The organism is Pseudomonas sp. MS01C9 (assembly GCF_058202755.1).
Map to the genome: position 1 here is coordinate 1823338 of NZ_CM177073.1, position 24584 is coordinate 1847921.

Consider the following 24584-nt stretch of genomic DNA (forward strand, 5'->3'; position numbering starts at 1 on the left):
GATCACGTCAGGCGCGCCAACGCCAACGGGCCAGGGCCTTCATGACTTTCATCCAGAGTTTGCGAGTGACCACCACGATGGCGTTCCCAGAAGAGGATTGAACAGCGTCGGGCAACGTTATCTCAGCGGCCGGGTCCAGGCAACCGGGAATTAGCAGTCGCAAATCGTCGATCACCAGGGCGGGGAACTCTTCGGAGATGGGCCGTCCATGATTGTAGCCATAGCTCAGCGCCACGCATTTGACCCCCGCCGCTTTCGCTGCCAGCACATCGCTGCGCGAATCGCCGACGAAGAGCGATTGGGAAGCCGGGATATTGGCCATCTTCATGACGAAAAACAGCGCGGCCGGATCAGGCTTTTTCTGCGGCAGCGTATCGCCGCCAATGATCCAGCGGAAATAGCGGCCGATCTTCATCTGATCCAGTAACGGCGCAACGAAGCGTTCCGGCTTGTTGGTGATCAGCGCCATTTCGACGCCCTGCTTTTGCAGCCACTTGAGAGTGGAGCGCACGCCGGGATAGACCACCGTCAATTCGTGGTTCCCCTCGTAGGCTTCATTGAACAGCTCCAGCGCCTGCTCAGCCTCGGCGTCATCGACACCCTGGGCGTCGATGTGATTGGCCAGGGCCCGGCGCACCAGCATGGGGGCGCCATTACCGACCCACTGGCGCACGGCGTCGATACCGGCTGGCGCGCGCCCCAGTTTGAGCAGCATATGGTCCACGGCTGCCGCCAGGTCTGGAACCGAGTCGACCAGCGTGCCATCGAGGTCGAACATCACCAGACGCGGCAAGCTGCCGGGAAACAACTGCTCGAAGCCGCTCATGGGCGTGCCAGGGCCAGTTCGGCACGCATCTTTTCAATCACCTCTTTGTAGTCCGGCGCATTGAAGATCGCCGATCCTGCGACAAAGGTGTCGGCACCGGCCGCGGCGATTTCGCGGATGTTGCCCACATTCACGCCGCCATCGATTTCCAGGCGGATGTCACGGCCCGAGGCATCGATCAGTGCGCGGGCTTCGCGCAGCTTGTCGAGGGTGGCCGGGATGAACTTCTGCCCGCCGAAGCCTGGGTTGACGCTCATGAGCAGGATCATGTCGACCTTGTCCATCACGTATTTGAGCACGTCCAGGGGCGTGGCCGGGTTGAACACCAGGCCGGCCTTGCAGCCACCTTCACGGATCAACTGCAAGGAGCGGTCGATATGCAGGGTAGCTTCAGGGTGGAAAGTGATGTAGGTAGCGCCGGCCTCGATGAAGTCTCCCACGATGCGATCCACCGGGCTGACCATCAGGTGCGCGTCGATGGGCGCGGTGATGCCGTACTTGCGCAGCGCCGAACAGACCATCGGACCGATGGTCAGGTTAGGCACATAGTGGTTATCCATGACATCGAAGTGAACGATGTCGGCCCCGGCGGCCAGCACGTTGTCCACTTCCTCGCCCAGGCGGGCGAAGTCGGCAGAAAGAATCGACGGAGCAATAGCGAAGGGCTGCATGACGCACCTGTTTTGAGCGAAACCACGATGGCGCGCATTGTATACCTCAAGATTTGGCGCGCCCACCGTGGCCGACGATCAATACGCCGCCAGGTAGATCTTCTCGATATCGGCGGCGCTCAACCTGCGCGGGTTGTTTCGCATCAGCCGCTCGATGCCCGCGGCCTCCGCCGCCATCGAGGGGATCACATCCTCGGTCACGCCCAATCCGCTGAGTCCCTGGGGGATCTCCACGGCGGCACACAAGGCGATCATCGCCTCCACGGCTTCGTCGGCAGCTTCGAGATCGCTCAGGTGTTCGGTCCTGATGCCCATGGCCTGGGCGATGTCCCGCATCCGCTCGACGCAGGCCACCTTGTTCCATGCCATGACATACGGCAGCAGCAAGGCATTGGCGACGCCATGGGACACATGGAAACGGCCGCCCAAGGGATAGGCCAGCGCATGCACCGCTCCGACCCCGGCATTGCCGAACGCCATGCCGGCCATCAGGCTGGCGGTAGCCATGTCTTCACGGGCTTGCAGGTGGGAAGGATTACAGAAGGCCTTGGGCAACGCCCGGGTGATCAGCTTGATAGCTCCGATGGCCAGGGCATCGGTGATCGGCGAGGCGTTGAGGGACAGATACGACTCGATGGCGTGGACCAGCGCATCGACACCACTGGAAGCGGTCACGCTGCGCGGGCACGTGAGGGTCATCTGCGGGCTGACCAGCGCCACGTCCGGCAGCAGGTAGTCGCTGACGATCCCTTTCTTCAATTGAGCGGCCTTGTCGGAAAGGATCGCCACGTTGGTGACTTCCGAACCGGTACCGGCCGTGGTGGGGATGGCGATCATGGGCGGGCCTTTGCGCGGTACCTGGTCGACGCCGAACATGTCCTCCAGTTCGCCGTGATAACCGGCATAGACTCCCACGCACTTAGCGATGTCGATGGCGCTGCCGCCGCCCAGCCCGATCAAGCCGTCATGGCCGCCGTCGCGATAGGCCTGCATGCAGTCTTTGACAATGGCGATTTCCGGGTCCGGCAGCACCCGGTCGAAAATCTCGTAGTCCCGCCCGCCCAGATGCTGCAGCGCCAGCTCCACGGTACCGGACTTGACCAGTGCGGCGTCGGTGACGATCAATGGGTTGTCGACATCCAGCCGTGTCAGCTCGGCCGCCAGTTGCTCGATGGCAGCGGCACCGGTGATCAGTTTGTGGGCGATCTTGAATGAGGAAAGACTCATGTGCGCGGCCTCTTGTTCGAGTGTGGGCTGGCACAAGGATAGCTCGGTATTGAGGGTTGTCTGCCATTCAGCTCATGAATACGCCTTGGGTCGCTGTGGGAGCGAGCTTGCTCGCGATAGCGCACTGACATTCAGCATCGATATTGAATGTTCCACCGCTATCGCGAGCAGGCTCGCTCCCACATTTGAACAACGCTGACCTTCAGACCTGGGTCGTGCGCAGCTTCTCGCTACGCCCGCGCAGCCATTCCAGGGTCAGCAGCAGGATCACCGAGAAGGCAATCAGCAGCGTCGCCGCCGCGGCAATGGTAGGGCTGAGGTTTTCGCGGATGCCGCTGAACATCTGCCGCGGCAGTGTCGCTTGCTCGGGGCCGGCCAGGAACAGGGTCACCACCACTTCATCGAACGACGTCGCGAAAGCGAACAGCGCACCGGAGATAACGCCTGGGGCGATCAACGGCAGCGTCACCCGACGAAACGCCGTCAAAGGCGAAGCCCCAAGACTGGCTGCCGCCCGCACCAGGTTATGGTTGAACCCCTGCAAGGTCGCCGAGACGGTAATGATGACGAACGGTACGCCCAGCACCGCGTGAACCACGATCAGCGAGAAGAAACTGTTCCCCATCCCCAACGGTGCGAAAAACAGATAGCTGGCGACACCGATGATCACCACCGGCACCACCATGGGCGAAATCACCAGGGCCATTACCAGCGACTTGCCCGGGAAGTCCCCGCGGGTCAGGCCAATGGCTGCCAGCGTGCCGAAGACCATGGCCAGCAGTGTCGCGGCCGGCGCCACGATGATGCTGTTCTTCAGTGCCCGCATCCATTCGGCCGAGGCGAAGAAATCGTGGTACCACTGCAGCGAAAAGCCCTGCAACGGATACACCAGGAAACTGCCGGAGTTGAACGACAACGGAACGATCACCAGCACGGGCAGGATCAGGAACAGCAGGATCAGTCCGCAGAGTGTGCGCAAGCAGTAGAACCACACCCGTTCGACGGGGGACATGTAAGGACTCAGCATTTCGATCTCCCCTTAGCTCAGGCGCAGGCGACTGGCGCCCACCAGCCAGCTGTAAATCAGATAAAGCACGATGGTCGCCAGCAACAGCAGCCCACCGAGCGCCGTGGCCATGCCCCAGTTGATGCTGGTGTTGGTATAGAACGCAACGAAGTAGCTGACCATCTGGTCGTTCGGGCTGCCCAGCAACGCCGGGGTGATGTAGTAGCCGATGGCGAGGATGAACACCAGCAGGCAACCAGCACCGACACCGGCATAGGTCTGCGGGAAATACACCCGCCAGAAACTGGCGAACGGATGGCAGCCCAGGGAAATCGCCGCCCGCATGTAGGTTGGCGAGATGCCTTTCATCACGCTGTAGATGGGCAGGATCATGAACGGCAGCAGGATGTGGACCATGGAGATGTAGACACCGGTGCGGTTGAACACCAGCTCCAGGGGCTTATCGATAATGCCCATGGCCAGCAGGGCACTGTTGATCAGGCCGCCCGATTGCAATAGCACGATCCACGCCGCCACTCGCACCAGGATCGAAGTCCAGAACGGCAGGAGCACGAGGATCATCAGCAGGTTGCTCTGGCGCGATGGCAGGTTCGCCAGCAGGTAAGCAAGGGGATAGGCCAGCACCAGGCAGATCGCAGTGATCACCAGGCCCATCCAGAACGTGCGGGCGAAGATATCGAGATAGATCGCCTGGTCGGGCGTAGCCGGCGCCAGTTCACCGAGGTCATCGATGCGGTGATCGACGGCCGCCAGCAGATAATAAGGGGTTACTTCACTGGTGTTGCGACGGATCACCTGCCAGTACGCCGGATCGCCCCAGCGCTCGTCGAGGTTTTCCAACGCCTCTTTATAAGAAGCCGGCTCCGTGGCGAACGGCAACGCCCGGGCGGTCTTGGTCAGCAGGCTGCGATAGCCGGCCAGTTCCATGTTCAGGCGCTTGGACAAATCGCCCAGGGTCTGATTCTTGCGGGCTTCGGCCAGGTCTTCACTGGCGGCCTTGTACACCGGTTCTCCAGGCAGACCACGTCCATCCCACGCCGCGACCGCAGCCACGGTACGCGGCATGGCGCCCACCACCTCCGGGTTGCTGACGCTTTTGAACAACAGCGCCACGATCGGTACCAGGAACACCAGGAGCAGAAACAGAACCAGCGGCGCGATCAAGGCCTGGGCCTTCCAGCGATTGACCCGCTCGGCGTGCTTGAGCCGCTGCTTCAAGGTGGGACTGGTGCCTGCGTTCAGTGGAACGGCGATGGCCATGGCGTACTCCGCAAATCTTCTTGATCGTTACAGGGGCGACGGACCGCCTCTGTTCTGTTGAAACACCCGGTTGGAGCAAGAACCTGCGGGAGTGAGCTCGCTCGCGATGGCTACAGCACATTCAACATTAATGTGTCTGACAAAACGCTATCGCGAGCAAGCTCGATCCCACATGGATCTCATTCAGCCTCAGACAGTCGGGTTACTTGGCCGCCCAGGAGTTGAAACGCTGCTCCAGTTGCTCGCCGTTATCAGCCCAGAAGCTGACATCGATCTGCACCTGGTTGGCGATGTTTTCCGGGGTGGTCGGCATGTCTTTCAGGACATCCTTGGCCAGCAACGGTACGGCCTGGGTATTGGCAGGGCCGTAGGCGATGTTTTCGGAGTAAGTCTTCTGCTGCTGCGGTGCCACCGAGAACGCGATGAATTTCTTCGCCGCTTCAGCCCGAGCCTTGTCCAGGCCACGCGGGATGGCCCAGGCGTCGAAGTCATAGATGCCGCCGTTCCACACCACTTTCAGGTTGCTTTCTTTCTGTACCGCAGCGATCCGGCCGTTGTAGGCCGAGCTCATGACCACGTCACCGGAGGCCAGGTATTGCGGCGGCTGGGCGCCGGCTTCCCACCACTGGATGTTCGGCTTGAGTTCGTCGAGCTTCTTGAACGCCCGATCCTGGCCATCTTTGCCGGCCAGCACCTTGTAGACGTCCTTGGGCGCTACACCGTCGGCCATCAAAGCGAATTCCAGGGTGTATTTGGCGCCCTTGCGCAGACCGCGCTTGCCCGGGAACTGCTTGGTATCCCAGAAATCCGCCCAGCTGGTTGGCGCGGTTTTCAGCTTGTCGGCGTTGTAGGCCAGTACCGTCGACCAGACAAAGAAACCTACGCCGCAAGGCTGGATGGCGCCCTTGACGTAATCTTCGGCCTTGCCGAACAGCGCCGGGTCCAGTTGCTCGAACATGTCTTCGTCGCAACCACGGGACAGCTCCGGAGACTCGACTTCCACCAGGTCCCACGAGACGCTCTTGGTATCGACCATGGCCTTGACCTTGGCCATCTCGCCGTTGTATTCGCCAGCCACGATCTTGCCGTTGCCAGCCGCTTCCCACGGTGCGTAGAAGGCTTTGACCTGAGCCGCCTTGTTCGCCCCGCCAAAAGACACCACGGTCAGGTCCGGGCCCGCCGCCATCGCGTTTGCCGCACCCATCATGCCCAGAGTCAGGGCGGTGAACTTCAGGGATCTCAACATTTATTGTTCTCTCCACGTGCAGGGTTGGTGTTGGTAAAGCAGGGGGCGATCAATTCGCCTCTAGAAGAGGATCGAGCGCACGTACGTGCTCGACCTGCCAGCCAAGCGGAACCACGTCTCCAACCGCCAGCTCGGGATCGAGCTCGGCGATCGGTTGCTTCACGAAGAAGTCGTTCTTGCCGCAGACTTCCAGGCGAACCCGGACGTGGTCGCCCAGATAGATGAATTCCGCCACCCTCCCTGAGAAGCGGTTGACACATTGTTCGCTTGCGCCGTTGAGGCTCACTCGCTCCGGGCGAATCGACAGGGTCACCGGTTCGCCGGGCTTGCCGACATTCACCGCCAGCGCCTCGACCTTCTCCCCGCGCCCCAGCTCTACCAGGCAACGATCGCCGGTCTGGCTGTGCAAGCGGCCACTGAGGCGGTTGTTTTCGCCGATGAAGTTGGCGACAAAGGTATTTTTCGGTTCTTCATACAGGGTGCGCGGTGGCGCGATCTGCTGGATCTCGCCCTGGTGGAATACCGCCACGCGGTCGGACATGGTCAAGGCCTCGCCCTGGTCATGGGTCACGTAGACCACAGTCACGCCCAGACGCTGGTGCAGATGCTTGATTTCCATCTGCATGTGCTCACGCAATTGCTTGTCCAGCGCACCGAGGGGTTCGTCCATCAGCACCAGCTGCGGCTCGAACACCAGGGCCCGGGCCAAGGCCACCCGCTGCTGCTGGCCACCGGATAATTGCGCCGGGTAACGCTGGGCGAACGTATCCAGCTGGACCATGCTCAAGACCCGCTTGACCCGATCGCTCACGTCGCTTTTGTTCAAGCCACGCACGGTCAACGGGAACGCCAGGTTCTCGGCGACGGTCATGTGGGGGAACAGCGCATAGTTCTGGAACACCATGCCGATGTCGCGCTTATGGGGCGGCACATTGTTGATGGCGCGCCCGGCCAGCTGGATCTCGCCGGCGGTCGGTGTTTCGAACCCGGCGAGCATCATCAGGCTGGTGGTCTTGCCCGAGCCGGACGGTCCGAGCAGGGTCAGGAACTCGCCTTTGCGAATGTCCAGGTTGAGATCCTTGACGATCAGGTTCTCGCCATCGTAGCTCTTCTGCACACCACGAAAGCTGACCAGTACATCACTGGTCCCCGCGCTTGAATCGACCTGGCTCATACCCGCACCTTTTGTATTGATGACTGCTTGTAAATCAAGCCTAGTGGAGCCTCGATCCCACGCAAATCGGGGCGCAGGAGAGAATCGCCTCAGCCGGATGGAAGAGTCGGGGTAGGGATCGCCCTACAAGGATGGCGGGATTGGATAAGGGCAGCGGCACGTTTCAAGCGGCGAGCGGCAGGCAGGGGCAAAAAGCGCTGTTGGGGTGTGTCGCAAATGGATATGCCGAGGAAAAAACCTGTGGGAGCGAGCTTGATCGCGATAGGGAAGTGTCAGCCGACATCAGTCCTGAATGTGCCGCCGTCATCGCGAGCAAGCTCCCACAGAGGACGTGCTGAAGCTCAGAGCAACTTGTGCTCCATCGCATACTTCACCAGCTCGGCCAATGAAGTGACGTTGAGCTTCTGCATCAATCGCGCCTTGTGGGTACTGATGGTCTTGCTGCTCAGGGCCAGTTGCTGGGCGATGTCGTTGACGTTGGCCCCCTGGGCCAGGCGCTCGAACACCGAGAATTCCCGTTCGGACAGCAGCGAGTGCAGCGGCCGGGTGTTGGTCAGGCCGACTTCGAAAACCATGCGGTCGGCCAGATCCGGGTCGATGTAGCGCCCGCCCGCCGCCACCTTGCGAATCGCCATGAGCAGCAAGGCCGGGTCGCTGTCCTTGGTGGCGTAGCCGGCAGCCCCGATCTTCAGGGCCCGGGCGGCCATTTGCGCCTCGTCGTGCATCGACAGGACCAGGATGGCCGGCGGATTGTTCAACGCGCGAATCCGCGGAATCGCCTCCAGGCCGTTGACCCCAGGCATGGAGATGTCCAGCAGTACCACCTCACAGGGCACATGCCGCAAGGTCTCGAGCAACTGCTCGCCGTTGCTCGCCTCTCCGGCCACCACCAGGTCCTTTGCCAGGCCGATCAATTGCTTGATGCCTTCACGGACAATGGTGTGGTCTTCGGCTACCAGTACACGGATCACGTTCTTCTCCAGATTCAGGATTCACCGCCAGCAGGCTCGCTCCCGCGAGGTCATGCGTACATCTCGTCGATTCGGGAGCGAGCCGGCTCACAAAAGGCCTGCCAGGCCGAAACCATCAAGTTTCATTCAACGGCACTCGCACCGACAGGGTCGTCCCCTCCCCCGGCTCACTCTCCAGGGATAACCGCCCCCCCATGATCAACACCCGCTCCCGCATGCCAACCAGGCCAAAGGAGGTCGTTCGTCCGGCAGTGACAATGAATCCTACACCGTCATCGCTGATGGTCAGGCACAATTCATCGCCTTCCCGAGCCAGGGTCAGTTCCACGGTATGCGCCTGGGCATGGCGCATCACGTTGGTCAGCGCTTCCTGGAGAATCCGGAACAGTCCGATGGCCTTGGCATCGCTCAGGGGCGGCAGGTTGTCCGGCACCTGCACCAGGCAAGGGATCTGGGTTCGCGCTTCGAAGCGCCGCGCCTGCCATTCGATGGCAGAGGCAATGCCGGCGTCTAGAATGGGCGGACGCAGCGCCGTCGCCACATCCCGCACCAGCTGGAACAACTGGGCAATCAGGCGCTTCATGCTGTTGAGGCGCTCCTGCAGGCCGGGGTCGAGCTGCGCATAGGCCAGCTCGCACATGGACGTCTCGAGCTTCAATACCGTCAGCATCTGGCCCAGTTCATCGTGGACTTCACGGGCGATCCGGGCCTTCTCCTCCTCCCGCACACTTTCCAGGTGCGCCGACAATTCGCGCAGTTGCTCCCGGGAACTGGCCAGCTCCAACTCGATGCGCTTGCTTTCGGTGATGTCCCAGACGATGCCGTCCCAGACATAGGCGCCGTCCTCGAGACGACGGGTGATGGCCTTGATCTCGGCCCAGCGCTCACGGCCTTCGCGGGTCAGGATACGGCCCTGCCACGACCAGTCACTGTCACTGTCCAGGGCCTGGTCCTGGGTGCGGTGATAATCGGCCTTGTCCTGCGGGTGCACCAGGCTGCGCAAGCCGGTGTCACTGCGCGCAAGGGTCGCGGGGGAGTAACCCACCAGGCTTTCGCTGCCTTCACTGATGTAGGCGAAATCGATCTGCCCGGTCACGGGCGCTCGCTCCAGGCGAAAGACCAGGCCCGGCACGTTGGCGGCGATACCTTGCAGGCGTGCTTCGCTTTCACGCAACGCCGCCAGCGCACGCCGGCGCTCGGTGACGTCGGTGAGGTAGACCACCAGGTACTCGGCGTCGCGAAAGCGCAGGAAGCTCAAGGAAACGTCCGCCGGCAGGATACTGCCATCGGCCCGCACGCATTCGGTTTCGAAACTCTGCGCCCCCTCCTCGCTGGACCTGGCGCGTTTCCACAGGTTGAGCCAGCGGTCCATATGCAGGCCCGGCTCGAAATCGATCAAGGGCCGGTCGATGATCGCCCCTGGCGCATAGCCGAGCATGGTTTCAGCCGCGCGGTTGGCATAACGCACGTGGCTGTCCCAGTTGACCCAGAGGATGCCCACCGTGCTTTGGTCGATGGAAAACTGTGTCAGGCGCAAGGCTTCTTCGCTGGCGGCACGCTGGGCGATGTCTTCGCGCGCGCTACGCAGGCGGCGTTCCAGTTGCCGTTGTTGGCGACGCTGCCAGAACACGATGGCCACACTGCTCAGCAACATGACCAGCATCAACAGCGTCAGGTTCTGCCAGAAACCCGGGGTCTCGGTCAGGCGTGGATACTTGGGCTTGAGCCAGCGACTGTGCAACTGCTCCAGGTCCCTGGCCGGAATGGCCTGCAGCACGTTGTCGACGATGCCGGCCAGTTGCGGCCAATCCCGGCGCGTGGCGACCCGTAGCAGTTGCGGCAGGCCGATATCCCCCACCACCACCAGCCCGGCGAATTCCGGCTCCACCATCAACCGCCCCAGCTCGGCCTCGTCGACCACTGCGTAACGGGCCTGCTGGCTCAACAGCAGCTGCAAGGCCTGGCGCTCCATCGGCACGCCTTGCAGATTCAGCATCGGGTAGTTGCCACGAAGATAGTCAGCCGTGGCACTGGGCATGCGTACGGCGACCCGGGCCTGGGCATCGAGCTTTTCCAGCTCCACCCCTTCGGCTCCCTTCTGTTCGCCAACGATCAGTTGCGGCACGCGCATGTAGGGGTCGGAAAACTGCCAGAGCCTGAGCCCACCGGGCGTCTGGGTCAGGCCCGGGGCAATATCCACCTGGCCGTCGCGCACTGCCGCCTCCAGTTGCGCCAGGTCCTGGAAGTTTCGCCAGGTCAGTTCGACGTTCATCGCCTTGCCCAGCCACTGCATCAGCTCGACGTTGGTCCCGGACAGACGCTGCAGGCGCCGGTCGTACTGCGCATAGGGCGCCTGCAGCACCAGCCCGACACGCAACTGCGGATGTTGCGCCAGCCATTGACGCTGTTCCTGGGTCAATTGCGCGCCATGCGTCGATGGCGCGGGCGCAGCCCACGCCATCAAGGGGAGCCACAAACAGCCGATAACCCACAGGCAGCAAAAACGCATCATTGAAATCTCATGCACTGACAAATACTGACCAACCCATTAGGCTGCCGGAAATACTTCTGGTCATGGAATCTCCAATGTCCTTTGTTTACCGCCTGGCATTGCCAGCATTGTGCCTGTCGCTGATCCTGCCGAGTGCGTTTTCTGCACAGGCTGACGAAACGGCGCCCGCCGCAGCGGATCAACCCGCCGGGGAAAAACCCCTCGAACGCCAACCGTTGCTGGAGCGTAGCCAGGAAGAAGCGGCGGCTCTTGGACGAAAAGTCCCACCACAGGAACAGCAGCAGCTTCAAACCGGCAACGACACCTTCCTGGCTCTCTGGAAACCAGCCAACACCAGCGAACCCAAGGGTGCAGTCATCATAGTCCCCGGCGCTGGCGAAACAGCTGACTGGCCTCAAGTCATTGGCCCTTTGCGCAAGAAATTGCCGGATGTCGAATGGAGCAGCCTGAGTATCACGCTGCCAGACTTGCAAAGCGATGTCATCGCACCACGGGCGGTGGAAACACCAGCCGAGACCAAACCAGCCGATACGGCCGCCGCCGCACCGGACGCCGCCACGGCGGCCCCGATCGAACAGGTGGCGGGTGGCGAGGCGGACGCTGTCGACCCGGTCATGACCGATACGGGCGACGAGCACGACAAGGTCGACGCCGAACGCATCTTCGCCCGCATCGATGCGGCGCTGGCCTATGCCGAGCAGCAGAGCGCTCGCAGTATCGTGCTACTGGGCCACGGCACCGGAGCTTATTGGGCAGCGCGCTACCTCAGCGAAAAACAGCCTTCGCAGATAGAACGTTTCGTGATGGTTGCCGCGCAGACGCCGGTGACCGCCAAACCCGGGCTGGCCGAACTGACGCCGACGCTGAAACTGGCCACAGCCGACTTCTTCTATCTGGACAAGCCCTTGGACCGCAACGCGGCGCTGGAACGCTTGCAGGCGAGCAAACGCTTGAAAGGCTCGACGTTCAGTCAGGTGTCTCTCAAGGCCTTGCCCAATGCATCGGCACAGCAAGAGCAGCTGTTTCGTCGCGTTCGGGGTTGGCTCAATCCACAGAATCCCGACTGAGCCCCGTCAGGGAGCCTAGCGGAAGTCCCGTCGCTCCCTGATCAGCCGATAGGCGTTATGCAGGTCTCGGGTCTTGTCGGTGGCTTCGCGCACCTGCAAGGGCGTCCCACCGCTGCCGGCAATCTTGTCTGGATGATGTCGGCTCAGCAGACGACGGTAAGCCCGCTTGATCTGGGACGGCTCGCTGGTAGGCGAAACCCCCAGCAGGCGCAACGCTTCCTGGTAGCTCACGCCACTGCCGGGTAAGGCTGGTTTCTGCGGTTCGTAATCAACCGCCAGGGCCTGGACCTGTTGCGGTGTCCAACCCAGCCATTTGCCCCATTGAACCAGCAACTCGCGCTCGCTCGTCCCTGCGCGACCGTCAGCCCAGACCATTCGCCAGCAGGCTCGCAGCACGCCTTCAGCCGCATGGGGCTGGGCAGCGAGGCGACGCAGGTAGCCACGCAGACGGTCGTTCCCGGACTTGCCTCGATTGAACGCGGCGATGGCTCGGCGCTGGGCCGATTCGCTCAAGTCCAGCGCACGCATTTCCTGGCGCGCCTGCTGAATATGGCCATCGACCACTCGGCCATCAATCTTCGCCAGACGCCCCAGCAGGACAAACAACAGTTCATCGTTGCGTAACGCCGGACGCCCGCCCAGGCGCTCGCGCAACTGCGCCCAGCCGTGCAGGTTCAGACGCCTGTCCAGCGCCTGCCCCAGCAATGCCCCCAGCATGGCCCCCGGAATGCTGGCTATGGCAAAGCCCGCTCCGGCTCCGATCAGAGTCCCTGGCCACCACATATCAACGGCTCGCTTCTATCAAGGTTTCGACTTGCGCCAAACGTTCATGAGTTCCGACATCGACCCACTGCCCTTGCAGGCGCTCGCCGCTGACCTGCCCCAGGGCCATGGCCTGCCGGAACAGCGGGGCGAGCTTGAACGCGCCATCCGAGCACCCCTTGAACAGCAAGGGATGCAGGACAGCAATGCCGCTATAAGTCAGTTTGTCGGCAGCCGCGCCGTCATCGTGAATCTTTCCGTGGAGCAGGACAAAATCACCACCCGGATGATGCTCGGGGTTGTCCACCAGCACCAGATGCGCCAAGCCTTGAAGCGGCCGGCGCAAGGCGCTGAAATCGAAATCGGTCCATATATCGCCATTGACCACCACGAACGGCTCGTCCCCCAGCAGCGGTAACGCCCGGAAGATGCCACCACCGGTCTCCAGCGGCTCACCCTCTGGCGAATAACGAATCCGCACGCCAAAACGCGAACCGTCGCCCAGGTGGTCCTCGATCTGCTGACCGAGCCAGGCGTGATTGATCACGATGTCGGTGAAGCCGGCGCTGGCCAGCGCCCGCAGATGGTATTCGATCAAGGGGACACCGCCGACACGAACCAACGGTTTGGGGGTGGTCAGGGTCAGCGGGCGCATGCGTTCCCCCTTGCCCGCCGCCAGGATCATCGCCTTCATGCCATCGCCCCGGCCGGTTGTCGCAGGCTCGAAAGCAGTTCACCCAACGGCGCCAGTTCGGGTCGGCGGGCGACCACTGCTTCTATATAGGCAAAGAAGCGCGGCACATCGCCCAGGTAGCGAGGCTTGCCGTCGCGATGGCAGATGCGTGCAAAGATCCCGATGACCTTCAGATGGCGCTGAACCCCCATCAGGTCGCTGGCCCGCAGGAAATCCTCGATATCCGGCTGGACCGCAATGCCAAGTGCCGCAGCCTGGCGCCAGTAGTCTTCCAGCCAACCGCGCACGCGCTCCTCGGGCCAGCTCAGGAACGCATCCTTGAACAGGCAGGTCACGTCGTAGGTCACCGGACCGTAGACCGCATCCTGGAAGTCCAGCACGCCCGGGTTCGGTTCGCTGAGCATCAGGTTGCGTGGCATATAGTCGCGGTGTACCAACACTTTCGGCTGGGCCAGGGCGCTGTCGATCAGCAGCTCGCTGGCCTGCTGCCAGAGCTGCTGCTGTGCCGGATCGAACTCGATCCCCAGTTCACGCTTGACGTACCACTCGGGGAACAACTCGAGTTCGCGACGCAGCAGTGCGACGTCGTAGGAAGGCAGTGGCGCCACCATCGGCAATTGCTGAAAAGCCAGCAGGGCTTGCAGGGCGTCACGGAATAAATCGTCGGCATTTTCGCCATCGATCACGTCCAGATAGGTCCGGTTGCCCAGGTCATTGAGCAAAAGAAAGCCTCGCGCGAGGTCTTCGGCATAAATTTTCGGCACGTTGATTCCGGATTTCGCCAGCAAAAACGCAATGTCCACGAAGGGTTTGCAGTTTTCCTGGGGGGGCGGCGCATCCATCACGATCAGGCTGCGGCCCTCGCCTTCCCAGCGGAAATAGCGACGGAAACTCGCGTCGCTGCTGGCCGCGGTCAATGTGGCCGGGGGCACGGTGCCCCAACCCTGTGCGGCAAAAAGGATCGGGAGTTGCTCATCGAGCCAAACTTTCAGGTGTTGCAGGCGTACATCTTGGTCGGGCATTGCAAGGGTCTCCGACGGCGCTAGCCGTCAAGCGGGTCATGCTTTATTATCCAGCATCTTTTTCAGACCATCGAGAGGCGTGCGGCCCACACCGCGGGCAGATGGCACGCAGGAAGCCCGGACTAATAAGATGGCATTGAAATCCCCCGCGTTTCGTAAAAAATTCCCGTTGCTGGTTACCGGCAGTCTGCTGGCCCTGCAACCCCTGGCCTCTTCATTCGTCGTCGCGGCGCAGCAGTATGACTGCTCCGTCTCCGCAACGGGTGCCTGGGACTGTTCGCCCAAGACGCCGGCCGCAGCCTTGCCGCCACGTCCAGTGCACGACGGCAGTGCGGTTTCCGACAGCAGCGAAGCCCCGGCCGGGAGCACCTCGGTCGAAGAAGCCGGCGACAAGCCGATGCTGGTCACCGAGGCCAAGGGCCGCGGCCTGAAGTCCCGCAGTGAAGACTACAGCCACCTGGACTGGGTTCCACGGGAGAACCTCACACCTGCGCAACTGGCCGAAACCGGTCCTTACTGCTCGGGCGCCTATATCGAGCCGACGCGTCCCGGCATGGACGACAAGACAGCCAAGAGCGATGCCCCGACCTTCCTCGGTGCCAAGGCTTCCCGCTACGAGCAGGAACAACAGGTGGCGACCCTGGCCGGCGACGTGGTCATGCGCCAGGGCAGCATGCAGGTCGAGGCCGACGAAGCCAGCCTGTACCAGGCGGAGAACCGCGGTGAGCTGAGCGGTAACGTGCGGGTTCGCGACAACGGCGCGCTGATCGTCGGCGACCACGCCGATGTCCAGCTTGACACCGGCGAAGCCAAGGTCGACAACGCCGAATACGTGATGCACAAGTCGCGTATCCGCGGTAACGCCCTGTACGCCAAGCGCGCCGAAAACGCGATCATCCGTCTCAAGGACGGTACGTACACTACCTGTGAACCGAACAGCAACGCCTGGACGCTGAAGGGCAACAACATCACCCTGAACCCGGCGACCGGCTTCGGTACCGCGACCAACGTAACGCTGCGGGTCAAGGACTTCCCGGTCCTGTACACCCCCTACATCTATTTCCCGATCGACGACCGACGCCAGTCCGGCTTCCTGCCACCCACCATCGGCAGCGGCAGCGATACTGGCTTCCTGTTGGTCACTCCGTACTACTTCAACCTGGCGCCGAACTACGATGCCACGTTGTACCCGCGCTACATGAGCAAGCGTGGCCTGTTGATGGAAGGCGAATTCCGTTACCTGACCAAGTCCAGCGAAGGTCAGTTCGGTGCCGCGTACCTCAACGATGAAGAAGACGAGCGCGCCAAGCAGTCCGATTACAGCAAGACCCGCTACATGTACAACTGGCAGCACAAGGGCGGCCTCGATTCGCGCGTGCTGACGGAAGTCGACTACACCAAGATCAGCGATCCGTATTACTTCCAGGATCTGCAGACCGACCAGATCGGTGTCGAATCCCGGGACTACGTGAATCAGCAGGGTGCGGTCAGCTACCGTGGGGATAACTTCACGGCGCGGCTGAATGCCCAGGCTTATCAAATGGCGACGATTTCGAAGATCACACCATATAGCCGCCTGCCTCAGATCACTTTCAACGGCTCCCTGCCGCAACATCCGTATGGGCTGAACTTCGCTTACGAGACGGAACTGGTGCGCTTCGATCGTGACTTGAGGGATGGCCTATACCGCGACGAAGAAGGCTTCACCACGCCATGGCTGGATACCAATATCAGTGGGCTGGCCCGGGCAAATGGCAACCGCATGAATCTCGCACCGGTCGTAAGCCTGCCCATGGGAGCGAGCTACGGCTACATCAAGCCAGCGCTCAAGTTCCAATACACCCAGTACGACCTTGATCTGGACAGCACCGGAAGGTCTGTCGTGGGGAATGGATACGACAGCACGCCAAACCGTGCTGTTCCAATCGCCAGCATCGACAGCGGCTTGTACTTCGACCGGGACACCCAATGGTTTGGCTCCGACTATCGCCAGACATTGGAGCCTCGCCTGTTTTACCTCTATGTACCGGAAAAAGATCAGGACGGCATTCCTGTTTTCGATACCAGCGAATCCACCTTCAGCTACTCCTCGCTGTTCCGGGACAACCGTTTTACCGGCTCTGACCGAGTCGGTGACGAGAACAAGCTGTCCCTGGGCGTGACCAGCCGCTGGATCGAAGAAAACGGTTTCGAGCGCCAGCGTGTCAGCGTTGGCCAAGCGTTCTACTTCAAGGACCGCAAGGTTCAGTTGCCGGGCATTGATTTCGAGACCCGCGAAGACGCCAAGTCGGACGTATCCCCGTATGCGCTGGAATACGAATACCGCTGGAACCGCGACTGGCGCACCACCGCCACCTACAACTGGGACCCGGACACCCACAGCCCGCGCTCGGGTAGTGCGATGTTCCACTACCAGCCGGAAGACAACCCGAACAAGGTCATCAACGCCGGTTATCGTTATCGCAACGACCAGGTCCGTTACGACGAGGCCACCGGTCAGTGGCAAGTGGGGGGTGGCGACTACGGTACGCCGGGCACACCTGGCTACGTGAAGGACTACTACAAGATCAAGCAGCACGACTTCTCCGTCATCTGGCCTGTCGTGCCGCAATGGAACCTCATCAGCCGCTGGCAATATGACTACAACCGCAACCGTACCCTGGAAGCCTTCGGTGGTTTCGAATACGACAATTGCTGCTGGAAACTGCGCCTGATCAACCGTTACTGGGTCGACTATGAAGAATTCAGTCAAGCCGCCCCGGAAAACGAAAAAGGCGACCACGGCGTCTTCCTACAAATTGTCCTGAAGGGACTCGGCGGCCTCACCGGCGCCAAGGTAGAGAGCTTCCTCGACAAAGGCATCCAAGGTTATCGTGAACGTGAAGACCAAGCTTTCTGATTGTCTGCGCCCGCTGATGCTGGGCGCGCTGTTCCTGGGTACCGCGGCCAACGCCGCGGTACAGTCCATCGATAAAGTGGTGGCCATTGTCGATAACGATGTGGTCATGCAGAGCCAACTGGACCAGCGCGTCCATGAAGTGCAGCAAACCATCGCCAAGCGCGGCGGCGGCCTGCCGCCACCGGGCGTGCTGGACCAGCAGGTGCTCGAGCGCCTGATCGTCGAGAACCTGCAACTGCAGATCGGCGAACGCTCTGGCATTCGCATCACCGATGAAGAGCTGAACCAGGCAGTCGGCACCATTGCCCAGCGCAACAACATGACCATCGACCAGTTCCGTGCGGCCCTGGCTCGTGACGGCCTTTCCTACGAGGATGCCCGGGACCAGATCCGTCGCGAGATGATCATCAGCCGCGTACGTCAGCGCCGGGTGGCCGAACGTATCCAGGTTTCGGAGCAGGAAGTGAAGAACTTCCTCGCTTCCGACCTGGGCAAGATGCAGCTCTCCGAAGAGCTGCACCTGGCCAATATTCTGATTCCCACACCTGAAAGCGCCAACTCCGAGGCGATCCAGAGCGCCTATCGCCAGGCCATGGATGTCTACCAGCAGCTCAAGCAAGGAGCAGACTTCGGCCAGATGGCCGTCGCCCGCTCCGGTAGCGAAAACGCCCTGGAAGGTGGTGACATGGGCTGGCGCAAGGCCGCTCAACTGCCACCGCCGTTCGACCGCGAACTGAGCGCCATGGCCGTGGGCGATATCACCCAGCCTGCTCGCACCCCTGGTGGCTTCATCATTCTGAAGCTGCTGGAGAAACGCGGCGGCGGCACCCAAGTCCGCGACGAAGTGCACGTTCGCCACATCCTGATCAAGCCAAGTGAAATCCGCAGCGAAGCCGAGACCCAGCGCCTGGCCGAGAAGCTCTACGACCGCATCGAAGCGGGCGAGGACTTCGCCGAACTGGCGAAGAGCTTTTCGGAAGACCCGGGTTCCGCCCTCAACGGTGGCGATCTGAACTGGGTCGATCCGAACGCACTGGTGCCGGAGTTCCGCCAGGTCATGGCCGAAACGCCGCAAGGCCAGCTGTCCAAGCCATTCAAGAGCCCTTATGGCTGGCATGTACTGGAAGTCCTTGGCCGTCGCGCCACCGACAGCACTACCCAGGCACGCGAACAGCAGGCGATGACGGTATTGCGTAACCGCAAATACGACGAAGAACTGCAGACCTGGCTACGTCAGATCCGCGATGAAGCCTACGTCGAGATCAAACTTCCTGGTGCAGACCAGGCAGCGCAGTGAAACCCAAGCGTTTCGCGCTGACGCCCGGCGAGCCTGCCGGCATCGGTCCCGACCTGTGCCTGCTGCTCGCTGCGCATCCCCAGCCTCATCCGCTGATTGCCATTACCAGCCGCGACCTGCTCCTCGAACGGGCCGCGCAGCTGGGCGTGGCCATCAAGCTGCTCGAGGTCCTGCCGAACGCCTGGCCGGACACGCCAGCACCGGCTGGCAGCCTGTATGTCTGGGATACGCCGTTGGGCGCCCCGGTCGTCACCGGGCAACTGGACAAGGCCAACGCCGGGTTCGTCCTGCAGACCCTGACCCGCGCCGCCCAAGGCTGCCTGGACGGAACGTTTGCCGGCATGATCACCGCACCAGTGCACAAGGGCGTGATCAACGAATCAGGTATCGCCTTTTCCGGACACACCGAGTTCCTCGCTGACCTGACCCATACTCCACAGGTGGTGATGATGCTCGCCACCCGTGGCCTGCGCGTCGCCCTGGTGACCACGCACCTGCCCCTGCGGGACGTGGCCGACGCCATCACCCCGGAACGCCTGGAGCGTGTCACACGAATCCTCCATGCAGACCTGCAGGAGAAATTCGGTGTCGCTCATCCTCGCATCCTGGTGTGCGGACTCAACCCCCATGCCGGTGAAGGCGGGCATCTGGGCCGTGAAGAAATCGATATCATCGAACCCACATTGGAGCGCTTGCGCAGCGAAGGCATTGACCTGCATGGCCCGCTGCCCGCCGACACTCTGTTTACTCCCAAATATCTGGAGCACTGCGATGCGGTGCTGGCGATGTACCACGATCAGGGGCTGCCCGTGCTGAAGTACAAGGGCTTCGGCGCTGCGGTCAACGTGACCCTGGGCCTGCCGATCATCCGCACCTCCGTGGACCATGGTACAGCCCTGGACCTGGCCGGCAGCGGCCGGATCGACACCGGCAGCCTGCAAGTCGCACTGGAAACCGCCTACCAGATGGCCGAGACCCATTTATGACCGAGCAATACCAACACCGCGCGCGCAAGCGCTTCGGCCAGAACTTCCTGCATGACGCCGGCGTGATCGATCGCATCCTGCGCTCCATCAATGCCAAGCCCGACGACCGCATGCTGGAAATCGGCCCAGGCCAGGGCGCCTTGACCGAAGGCCTGCTTGGCAGCGGCGCGCAGCTGGACGTGGTGGAACTGGACAAGGACCTGGTTCCGATTCTCAACCAGCAATTTGCCGGCAAGAGCAATTTCAACCTGCACCAGGGCGACGCGCTGAAGTTCGACTTCAATAGCCTCAACGCCGCGCCGAACAGCCTACGTGTCGTGGGGAACCTGCCGTACAATATCTCCACACCCTTGATTTTCCACCTGCTGAACAATGCCGGCCTGATCCGCGACATGCACTTCATGCTGCAGAAAGAAGTGGTCGAACGCCTTGCCGCCGGTCCTGGCGGCGGTGATTGGGGTCGCCTGTCGATCATGGTCCAGTACCATTGCCGGGTCGAACACCTGTTCAACGTCGGCCCCGGGGCCTTCAATCCGCCACCGAAAGTCGATTCGGCCATTGTCCGCCTGGTTCCTCACGCGGTCCTGCCGCATCCGGCCAAGGATCATCGCCTGCTCGAGCGCGTGGTACGCGAAGCCTTCAACCAGCGCCGCAAGACGCTGCGCAACACCCTGAAGCTATTGCTCGGCAGCGCCGATATCGAAGCTGCCGGCGTCGACGGCAGCCTGCGCCCCGAACAGCTGGACCTGGCGGCGTTCGTGCGCCTGGCCGACAAGCTCAGCGAACAGACCGCAGCGAAAGCCGACGCCAACTGACGGGCCAAGGACTTCATCGGGTGGATGCCCTCTGGTTTACCACCCGATATTTGGCCTAGACTGACTCCGTCAGCCGCGCCCGCGCCCCACTCTTTCCCAGGGTTCACCCGGGATTCACCGAGTGGCGATAAGGCAAAACAGGCATGAGGCATGGAAGTCCCTTTCGACTTCGACGTCCCAAACGAGCATCCCGAGCCTGTTTTCAACGCAGCGTGAGCGGCGCGCAGGCATTTTCCATACGAAGCCCAAGGCCTTTTTGCATGTCCGATCCTCGTTACCAGGTCGACGTCAGCGTCACCACCCGTTTTCTGGCGGAACAATCGCAACCCGAGCACAACCGCTTCGCCTTCGCCTACAGCATTACGGTGCGCAACAATGGCTCGCTGCCAGCCCGGCTGCTATCCAGGCACTGGATCATTACCGACGGCGATGGACAAGTGGAAGAAGTGCGCGGCGAAGGCGTGGTGGGCCAGCAACCGCTGATCGACGCCGGTAAAACCCACAGCTATACCAGCGGCACCGTGATGACCACCAGGGTGGGCACCATGCAAGGCTCCTATCAGATGCTGGCCGAGGACGGCCAACGCTTCGACGCGATCATCAAGCCCTTCCGCCTGGCGGTGCCCGGAGCGCTGCACTGATGGCTACCTATGCGGTTGGCGATCTGCAAGGCTGCCTCGAACCGCTCAAGTGCCTGCTGGAGCGCGTGGCCTTCGACCCAGGGCGTGACACCCTCTGGCTGGTCGGGGACCTGGTCAACCGCGGCCCGCAATCACTGGAAACCTTGCGCTTTCTCCATGGCATTCGCCAGTCGCTGGTTTGCGTGCTGGGCAATCATGACCTGCACCTGCTGGCCGCCTGGCAGAACATCGAGCGCCTGAAAAAATCCGATACCCTGAAGGAAATTCTCGACGCCCCTGACTGCGTCGAACTGCTGGAGTGGCTGCGTCAGCAAAAACTCATGCACTACGACGAGCAGCGCAACCTGGCGCTGGTGCATGCCGGCATCCCGCCCCAGTGGTCCCTGCGCAAGGCACTCAAATGCGCGGGCGAAGTGGAACAGGCGTTGCGCGACGACAACCTGTTCATCCCTTTCCTGGACGGTATGTACGGCAATGACCCGGTCAAGTGGAACAACGATCTCTCCGGCACCGCCCGCCTCCGGGTCATTACCAACTATTTCACCCGCATGCGCTTCTGCACACAAGACGGCAAGCTCGATCTCAAGAGCAAGGAAGGCATCGAGACCGCGCCGCCCGGCTACGCCCCCTGGTTCAAACACAAAGAGCGCAAGACCCGTAACCTTAAGATCATTTTCGGTCACTGGGCATCGCTCGAAGGACAATGCGACGAGCCCGGCGTGTTCGCCCTCGATACCGGTTGCGTGTGGGGCAGCGCAATGACCTTGATGAATATCGACACGGGCGAGCGACTGCGTTGCGATTGCGACGAGCGGGGCCACGCCAAATCCCATCATCCGGCCACGGCGCCATTGCCGGTCGGCACTGCCGTCTGAGCGGCGCCGCGTTCAAGGCCACAGGAGTCCTACATGACCGAATTCAAACGCATCCACCCAGAACAAGCCCAAGCCCTGCGCGAACAAGGTGCCGTCGTGGTCGACGTCCGCGATGCGGCGACCTTTGCCGCTCTCCATATCAAAGGCTCCCTGCACCTGGACAATCACTCACTGCATGACTTCATCACCCATGCCGATCTCGATGCGCCGCTCGTGGTGGTTTGCTATCACGGCAATTCCAGCCAGAGCGCAGCCGCCTATCTGGTCGGCCAGGGCTTCAGCGATGTCTACAGCCTGGACGGAGGTTTCGAGCTGTGGCGTACGATCTATCCTGCGGAAACGTCGCAAAGCACTTCCGAATAATTTTTTATGTTCGCTCAAGCCCGCGTAATCCGCGGGCTTGAGCGATGGCGGACGAACGGTCTGCCATAACTTATTACGCATTCATCCTGTGCCTCTCCGATTCCGAACTATTCTTAGCCTCAGGCCATCCAAAACAGGGGAGAGCCGGTACACCGGCGCGCGGGTCATCGGGAGTAAGCTTTCAGAAGCCTGCATTCTGGAAGCATTCTGGGGGGTAAACGGCAGCTGGGTTCCCAGCGGCTGGCCAGCATCGACTGATTGATCCGACACCGGCTCCACGTATCGAGCGAGGTGACGTCATGAGTATTTTTAGCCACTTCCAGCAACGTTTCGAGTCCACGCGGCAGGAGGAATACTCGCTGCAGGAATACCTCGAACTCTGCAAGCAGGACCGCAGCGCCTATGCATCGGCTGCGGAGCGTCTGTTGCTGGCCATCGGAGAACCGGAACTGCTGGACACCTCGACCAATTCGAGGCTCTCGCGGATCTTTTCCAACAAGGTGATTCGCCGCTATCCGGCCTTCGAAGACTTCCACGGGATGGAAGAATGCATCGACCAGATCGTGTCCTATTTCCGCCATGCCGCCCAAGGCCTGGAAGAGAAGAAGCAGATTCTCTATCTGCTCGGCCCGGTGGGTGGCGGTAAATCGTCCCTGGCCGAGAAACTCAAGCAACTGATCGAAAAAGTGCCCTTCTATGCCATCAAGGGCTCGCCAGTGTTCGAATCGCCCCTGGGGCTATTCAACGCCACCGAGGACGGCGCGATTCTCGAGGAGGATTTCGGCATCCCACGTCGGTACCTCAACACCATCATGTCGCCATGGGCGACCAAGCGCCTGGCCGAGTTCGGTGGCGATATCAGCCAGTTCCGGGTGGTCAAGCTCTACCCATCGATCCTCAACCAGATCGCGGTGGCCAAGACCGAACCCGGAGATGAAAACAACCAGGACATTTCGGCACTGGTGGGCAAGGTCGATATCCGCAAGCTGGAAGAATTCCCACAGAACGACGCCGACGCCTACAGCTACTCGGGTGCATTGTGCCGGGCCAACCAGGGCCTGATGGAATTCGTCGAGATGTTCAAGGCGCCGATCAAAGTGCTGCACCCCTTGCTGACCGCCACCCAGGAAGGCAACTACAACAGCACCGAGGGCCTTGGAGCGATTCCGTTCAGCGGCATCCTGCTTGCCCACTCCAACGAGTCGGAATGGCATACCTTCCGCAACAACAAGAACAACGAAGCCTTCATCGACCGGATTTACATCGTCAAGGTGCCGTACTGCCTGCGTGTCACCGATGAGGTGAAGATCTACGACAAGCTCCTGTTCAACAGCTCCCTGTCCAAGGCCCATTGCGCTCCGGACACACTGAAGATGCTGGCGCAGTTCACCGTGCTGTCGCGCCTCAAGGAGCCGGAGAACTCCAACATCTATTCCAAGATGCGGGTGTACGACGGTGAAAACCTCAAGGACACCGATCCGAAGGCCAAGTCGATCCAGGAATACCGTGACAACGCCGGTGTCGACGAAGGGATGAACGGGCTGTCCACACGCTTCGCGTTCAAGATCCTGTCCAAAGTCTTCAACTTCGACCCCCACGAGATTGCCGCCAACCCGGTACACCTGCTGTACGTGCTGGAACAGCAGATCGAGCAGGAACAATTCCAGGCCGAAACCCGTGAACGCTATCTGCGTTTTCTCAAGGAATACCTGGCGCCGCGTTATATCGAATTCATTGGCAAGGAAATCCAGACCGCTTACCTGGAGTCCTACAGCGAATACGGCCAGAACATCTTCGACCGCTACGTGCTGTACGCAGACTTCTGGATCCAGGACCAGGAATATCGCGATCCGGAAACCGGTGAAATCCTTAATCGCGTTGCGCTCAACGAGGAGTTGGAAAAGATCGAGAAACCCGCAGGCATCAGCAATCCGAAGGATTTCCGCAACGAAATCGTCAACTTCGTGTTGCGCGCCCGGGCCAACAACAACGGCAAGAATCCGACCTGGCTCAGCTATGAAAAGCTGCGAGTGGTCATCGAGAAGAAAATGTTCTCCAACACCGAGGATCTGTTGCCGGTCATCAGCTTCAATGCCAAGGCCAGCAAGGAGGACCAGCAAAAACACAACGACTTCGTCACACGCATGGTTGAACGTGGCTACACAGACAAACAGGTACGACTGCTCTCCGAGTGGTATCTGCGGGTCCGGAAATCGCAGTGAAGCAGTGAAGCAGCGGCAGGCTTCAAG

The 24584-nt window shown here is 61.2% G+C and carries 21 protein-coding genes; 9 read left to right on the forward strand and 12 right to left on the reverse strand.

What is annotated here, in order from left to right; all coding sequences use genetic code 11:
• Window positions 1-7: 7 nt before the first annotated feature.
• From AC1M7R_RS08515 to AC1M7R_RS08555, 9 genes are all read right to left on the reverse strand, one after another.
• Window positions 8-826 (reverse strand): phosphoglycolate phosphatase, encoded by an 819-nt coding sequence (locus AC1M7R_RS08515; RefSeq protein ID WP_072389653.1) that lies wholly within the window; start codon window positions 824-826, stop codon window positions 8-10.
• Window positions 823-1497, reverse strand: a complete 675-nt coding sequence (gene rpe, locus AC1M7R_RS08520; RefSeq protein WP_053156412.1) for a ribulose-phosphate 3-epimerase — start codon at window positions 1495-1497, stop codon at window positions 823-825. The genes AC1M7R_RS08515 and rpe overlap by 4 nt, the downstream gene beginning before the upstream one ends.
• A 78-nt stretch (window positions 1498-1575) precedes the next feature.
• Complete coding sequence (locus AC1M7R_RS08525) at window positions 1576-2724, reverse strand: iron-containing alcohol dehydrogenase (protein ID WP_072389655.1); 1149 nt, start codon at window positions 2722-2724, stop codon at window positions 1576-1578.
• Between the two features lie 202 nt (window positions 2725-2926).
• A complete protein-coding gene (locus tag AC1M7R_RS08530; protein WP_072389658.1) occupies window positions 2927-3751 on the reverse strand; it encodes an ABC transporter permease in 825 nt (274 codons plus the stop codon).
• A 12-nt stretch (window positions 3752-3763) separates the two neighbouring features.
• Window positions 3764-5011, reverse strand: a complete 1248-nt coding sequence (locus tag AC1M7R_RS08535) for an ABC transporter permease (RefSeq protein WP_072389660.1) — start codon at window positions 5009-5011, stop codon at window positions 3764-3766.
• Between the two features lie 202 nt (window positions 5012-5213).
• The gene (locus AC1M7R_RS08540) at window positions 5214-6257 is read right to left on the reverse strand and encodes an ABC transporter substrate-binding protein (protein ID WP_072431965.1); all 1044 of its coding nucleotides are present in this window, start codon (window positions 6255-6257) and stop codon (window positions 5214-5216) included.
• 49 nt (window positions 6258-6306) lie between these two features.
• Window positions 6307-7431, reverse strand: a complete 1125-nt coding sequence (locus AC1M7R_RS08545; RefSeq protein ID WP_072389664.1) for an ABC transporter ATP-binding protein — start codon at window positions 7429-7431, stop codon at window positions 6307-6309.
• 341 nt (window positions 7432-7772) lie between these two features.
• Window positions 7773-8402, reverse strand: a complete 630-nt coding sequence (locus AC1M7R_RS08550) for a response regulator (protein WP_072389670.1) — start codon at window positions 8400-8402, stop codon at window positions 7773-7775.
• A 115-nt stretch (window positions 8403-8517) separates the two neighbouring features.
• Window positions 8518-10914 carry a PAS domain-containing sensor histidine kinase gene (locus AC1M7R_RS08555; RefSeq protein ID WP_072431964.1) on the reverse strand — a complete coding sequence of 799 codons (2397 nt, stop codon included), beginning with the start codon at window positions 10912-10914 and terminating at the stop codon, window positions 8518-8520.
• Between the two features lie 74 nt (window positions 10915-10988).
• On the opposite strand from AC1M7R_RS08555, the gene AC1M7R_RS08560 reads away from it, so the two are divergent.
• A complete protein-coding gene (locus AC1M7R_RS08560) occupies window positions 10989-11981 on the forward strand; it encodes an alpha/beta hydrolase family protein (protein WP_072431963.1) in 993 nt (330 codons plus the stop codon).
• Between the two features lie 15 nt (window positions 11982-11996).
• On the opposite strand, the gene AC1M7R_RS08565 is transcribed toward AC1M7R_RS08560, so the two are convergent.
• From AC1M7R_RS08565 to AC1M7R_RS08575, 3 genes are read right to left on the reverse strand one after another with little or no spacing between them, the layout of a single operon-like run.
• Window positions 11997-12764: a TerB family tellurite resistance protein gene (locus tag AC1M7R_RS08565; RefSeq protein ID WP_072389689.1), complete on the reverse strand. Its 768-nt coding sequence runs from the start codon at window positions 12762-12764 to the stop codon at window positions 11997-11999.
• A 1-nt stretch (window position 12765) separates the two neighbouring features.
• On the reverse strand, window positions 12766-13437 hold the full coding sequence (murU, locus tag AC1M7R_RS08570; RefSeq protein ID WP_072389692.1) for an N-acetylmuramate alpha-1-phosphate uridylyltransferase MurU: 672 nt from the start codon (window positions 13435-13437) through the stop codon (window positions 12766-12768).
• Window positions 13434-14459 carry an aminoglycoside phosphotransferase family protein gene (locus AC1M7R_RS08575; RefSeq protein ID WP_490610347.1) on the reverse strand — a complete coding sequence of 342 codons (1026 nt, stop codon included), beginning with the start codon at window positions 14457-14459 and terminating at the stop codon, window positions 13434-13436. The genes murU and AC1M7R_RS08575 overlap by 4 nt, the downstream gene beginning before the upstream one ends.
• A 130-nt stretch (window positions 14460-14589) precedes the next feature.
• On the opposite strand from AC1M7R_RS08575, the gene AC1M7R_RS08580 reads away from it, so the two are divergent.
• The 8 genes from AC1M7R_RS08580 (at window position 14590) to AC1M7R_RS08615 (ending at window position 24557) form a co-directional block, all read left to right on the forward strand.
• A complete protein-coding gene (locus AC1M7R_RS08580) occupies window positions 14590-17358 on the forward strand; it encodes an LPS-assembly protein LptD (protein WP_072431962.1) in 2769 nt (922 codons plus the stop codon).
• Window positions 17339-18655 (forward strand): peptidylprolyl isomerase SurA, encoded by a 1317-nt coding sequence (gene surA / locus AC1M7R_RS08585; RefSeq protein WP_143007929.1) that lies wholly within the window; start codon window positions 17339-17341, stop codon window positions 18653-18655. The genes AC1M7R_RS08580 and surA overlap by 20 nt, the downstream gene beginning before the upstream one ends.
• Window positions 18652-19641: a 4-hydroxythreonine-4-phosphate dehydrogenase PdxA gene (gene pdxA / locus AC1M7R_RS08590; protein ID WP_490610348.1), complete on the forward strand. Its 990-nt coding sequence runs from the start codon at window positions 18652-18654 to the stop codon at window positions 19639-19641. The genes surA and pdxA overlap by 4 nt, the downstream gene beginning before the upstream one ends.
• Window positions 19638-20456, forward strand: coding sequence for a 16S rRNA (adenine(1518)-N(6)/adenine(1519)-N(6))-dimethyltransferase RsmA (gene rsmA, locus AC1M7R_RS08595; protein WP_490610349.1), 819 nt, complete (start codon window positions 19638-19640; stop codon window positions 20454-20456). The genes pdxA and rsmA overlap by 4 nt, the downstream gene beginning before the upstream one ends.
• Window positions 20457-20716: 260 nt before the next feature.
• Entirely contained in the window at window positions 20717-21097 is a 381-nt protein-coding gene (gene apaG / locus AC1M7R_RS08600) for a Co2+/Mg2+ efflux protein ApaG (RefSeq protein WP_072389711.1), read from the forward strand.
• Window positions 21097-21972, forward strand: coding sequence for a symmetrical bis(5'-nucleosyl)-tetraphosphatase (locus AC1M7R_RS08605; RefSeq protein WP_072389714.1), 876 nt, complete (start codon window positions 21097-21099; stop codon window positions 21970-21972). The genes apaG and AC1M7R_RS08605 overlap by 1 nt, the downstream gene beginning before the upstream one ends.
• Window positions 21973-22005: 33 nt before the next feature.
• The gene (gene glpE, locus AC1M7R_RS08610) at window positions 22006-22335 is read left to right on the forward strand and encodes a thiosulfate sulfurtransferase GlpE (RefSeq protein WP_072431959.1); all 330 of its coding nucleotides are present in this window, start codon (window positions 22006-22008) and stop codon (window positions 22333-22335) included.
• 299 nt (window positions 22336-22634) lie between these two features.
• Entirely contained in the window at window positions 22635-24557 is a 1923-nt protein-coding gene (locus AC1M7R_RS08615) for a PrkA family serine protein kinase (RefSeq protein WP_072389720.1), read from the forward strand.
• Window positions 24558-24584 lie beyond the last annotated feature (27 nt).

Excerpts from the sequence above, each read along its gene's own strand:
- AC1M7R_RS08515 (WP_072389653.1), bottom strand. The coding sequence starts at position 826 with ATGAGCGGCTTCGAGCAGTTGTTTCCCGGCAGCTTGCCGCGTCTGGTG.
- rpe (WP_053156412.1), bottom strand. The coding sequence starts at position 1,497 with ATGCAGCCCTTCGCTATTGCTCCGTCGATTCTTTCTGCCGACTTCGCC.
- AC1M7R_RS08525 (WP_072389655.1), bottom strand. The coding sequence starts at position 2,724 with ATGAGTCTTTCCTCATTCAAGATCGCCCACAAACTGATCACCGGTGCC.
- AC1M7R_RS08530 (WP_072389658.1), bottom strand. The coding sequence starts at position 3,751 with ATGCTGAGTCCTTACATGTCCCCCGTCGAACGGGTGTGGTTCTACTGC.
- AC1M7R_RS08535 (WP_072389660.1), bottom strand. The coding sequence starts at position 5,011 with ATGGCCATCGCCGTTCCACTGAACGCAGGCACCAGTCCCACCTTGAAG.
- AC1M7R_RS08540 (WP_072431965.1), bottom strand. The coding sequence starts at position 6,257 with ATGTTGAGATCCCTGAAGTTCACCGCCCTGACTCTGGGCATGATGGGT.
- AC1M7R_RS08545 (WP_072389664.1), bottom strand. The coding sequence starts at position 7,431 with ATGAGCCAGGTCGATTCAAGCGCGGGGACCAGTGATGTACTGGTCAGC.
- AC1M7R_RS08555 (WP_072431964.1), bottom strand. The coding sequence starts at position 10,914 with ATGATGCGTTTTTGCTGCCTGTGGGTTATCGGCTGTTTGTGGCTCCCC.
- AC1M7R_RS08560 (WP_072431963.1), top strand. The coding sequence starts at position 10,989 with ATGTCCTTTGTTTACCGCCTGGCATTGCCAGCATTGTGCCTGTCGCTG.
- AC1M7R_RS08565 (WP_072389689.1), bottom strand. The coding sequence starts at position 12,764 with ATGTGGTGGCCAGGGACTCTGATCGGAGCCGGAGCGGGCTTTGCCATA.
- murU (WP_072389692.1), bottom strand. The coding sequence starts at position 13,437 with ATGAAGGCGATGATCCTGGCGGCGGGCAAGGGGGAACGCATGCGCCCG.
- AC1M7R_RS08575 (WP_490610347.1), bottom strand. The coding sequence starts at position 14,459 with ATGCCCGACCAAGATGTACGCCTGCAACACCTGAAAGTTTGGCTCGAT.
- AC1M7R_RS08580 (WP_072431962.1), top strand. The coding sequence starts at position 14,590 with ATGGCATTGAAATCCCCCGCGTTTCGTAAAAAATTCCCGTTGCTGGTT.
- rsmA (WP_490610349.1), top strand. The coding sequence starts at position 19,638 with ATGACCGAGCAATACCAACACCGCGCGCGCAAGCGCTTCGGCCAGAAC.
- apaG (WP_072389711.1), top strand. The coding sequence starts at position 20,717 with ATGTCCGATCCTCGTTACCAGGTCGACGTCAGCGTCACCACCCGTTTT.
- AC1M7R_RS08605 (WP_072389714.1), top strand. The coding sequence starts at position 21,097 with ATGGCTACCTATGCGGTTGGCGATCTGCAAGGCTGCCTCGAACCGCTC.
- glpE (WP_072431959.1), top strand. The coding sequence starts at position 22,006 with ATGACCGAATTCAAACGCATCCACCCAGAACAAGCCCAAGCCCTGCGC.
- AC1M7R_RS08615 (WP_072389720.1), top strand. The coding sequence starts at position 22,635 with ATGAGTATTTTTAGCCACTTCCAGCAACGTTTCGAGTCCACGCGGCAG.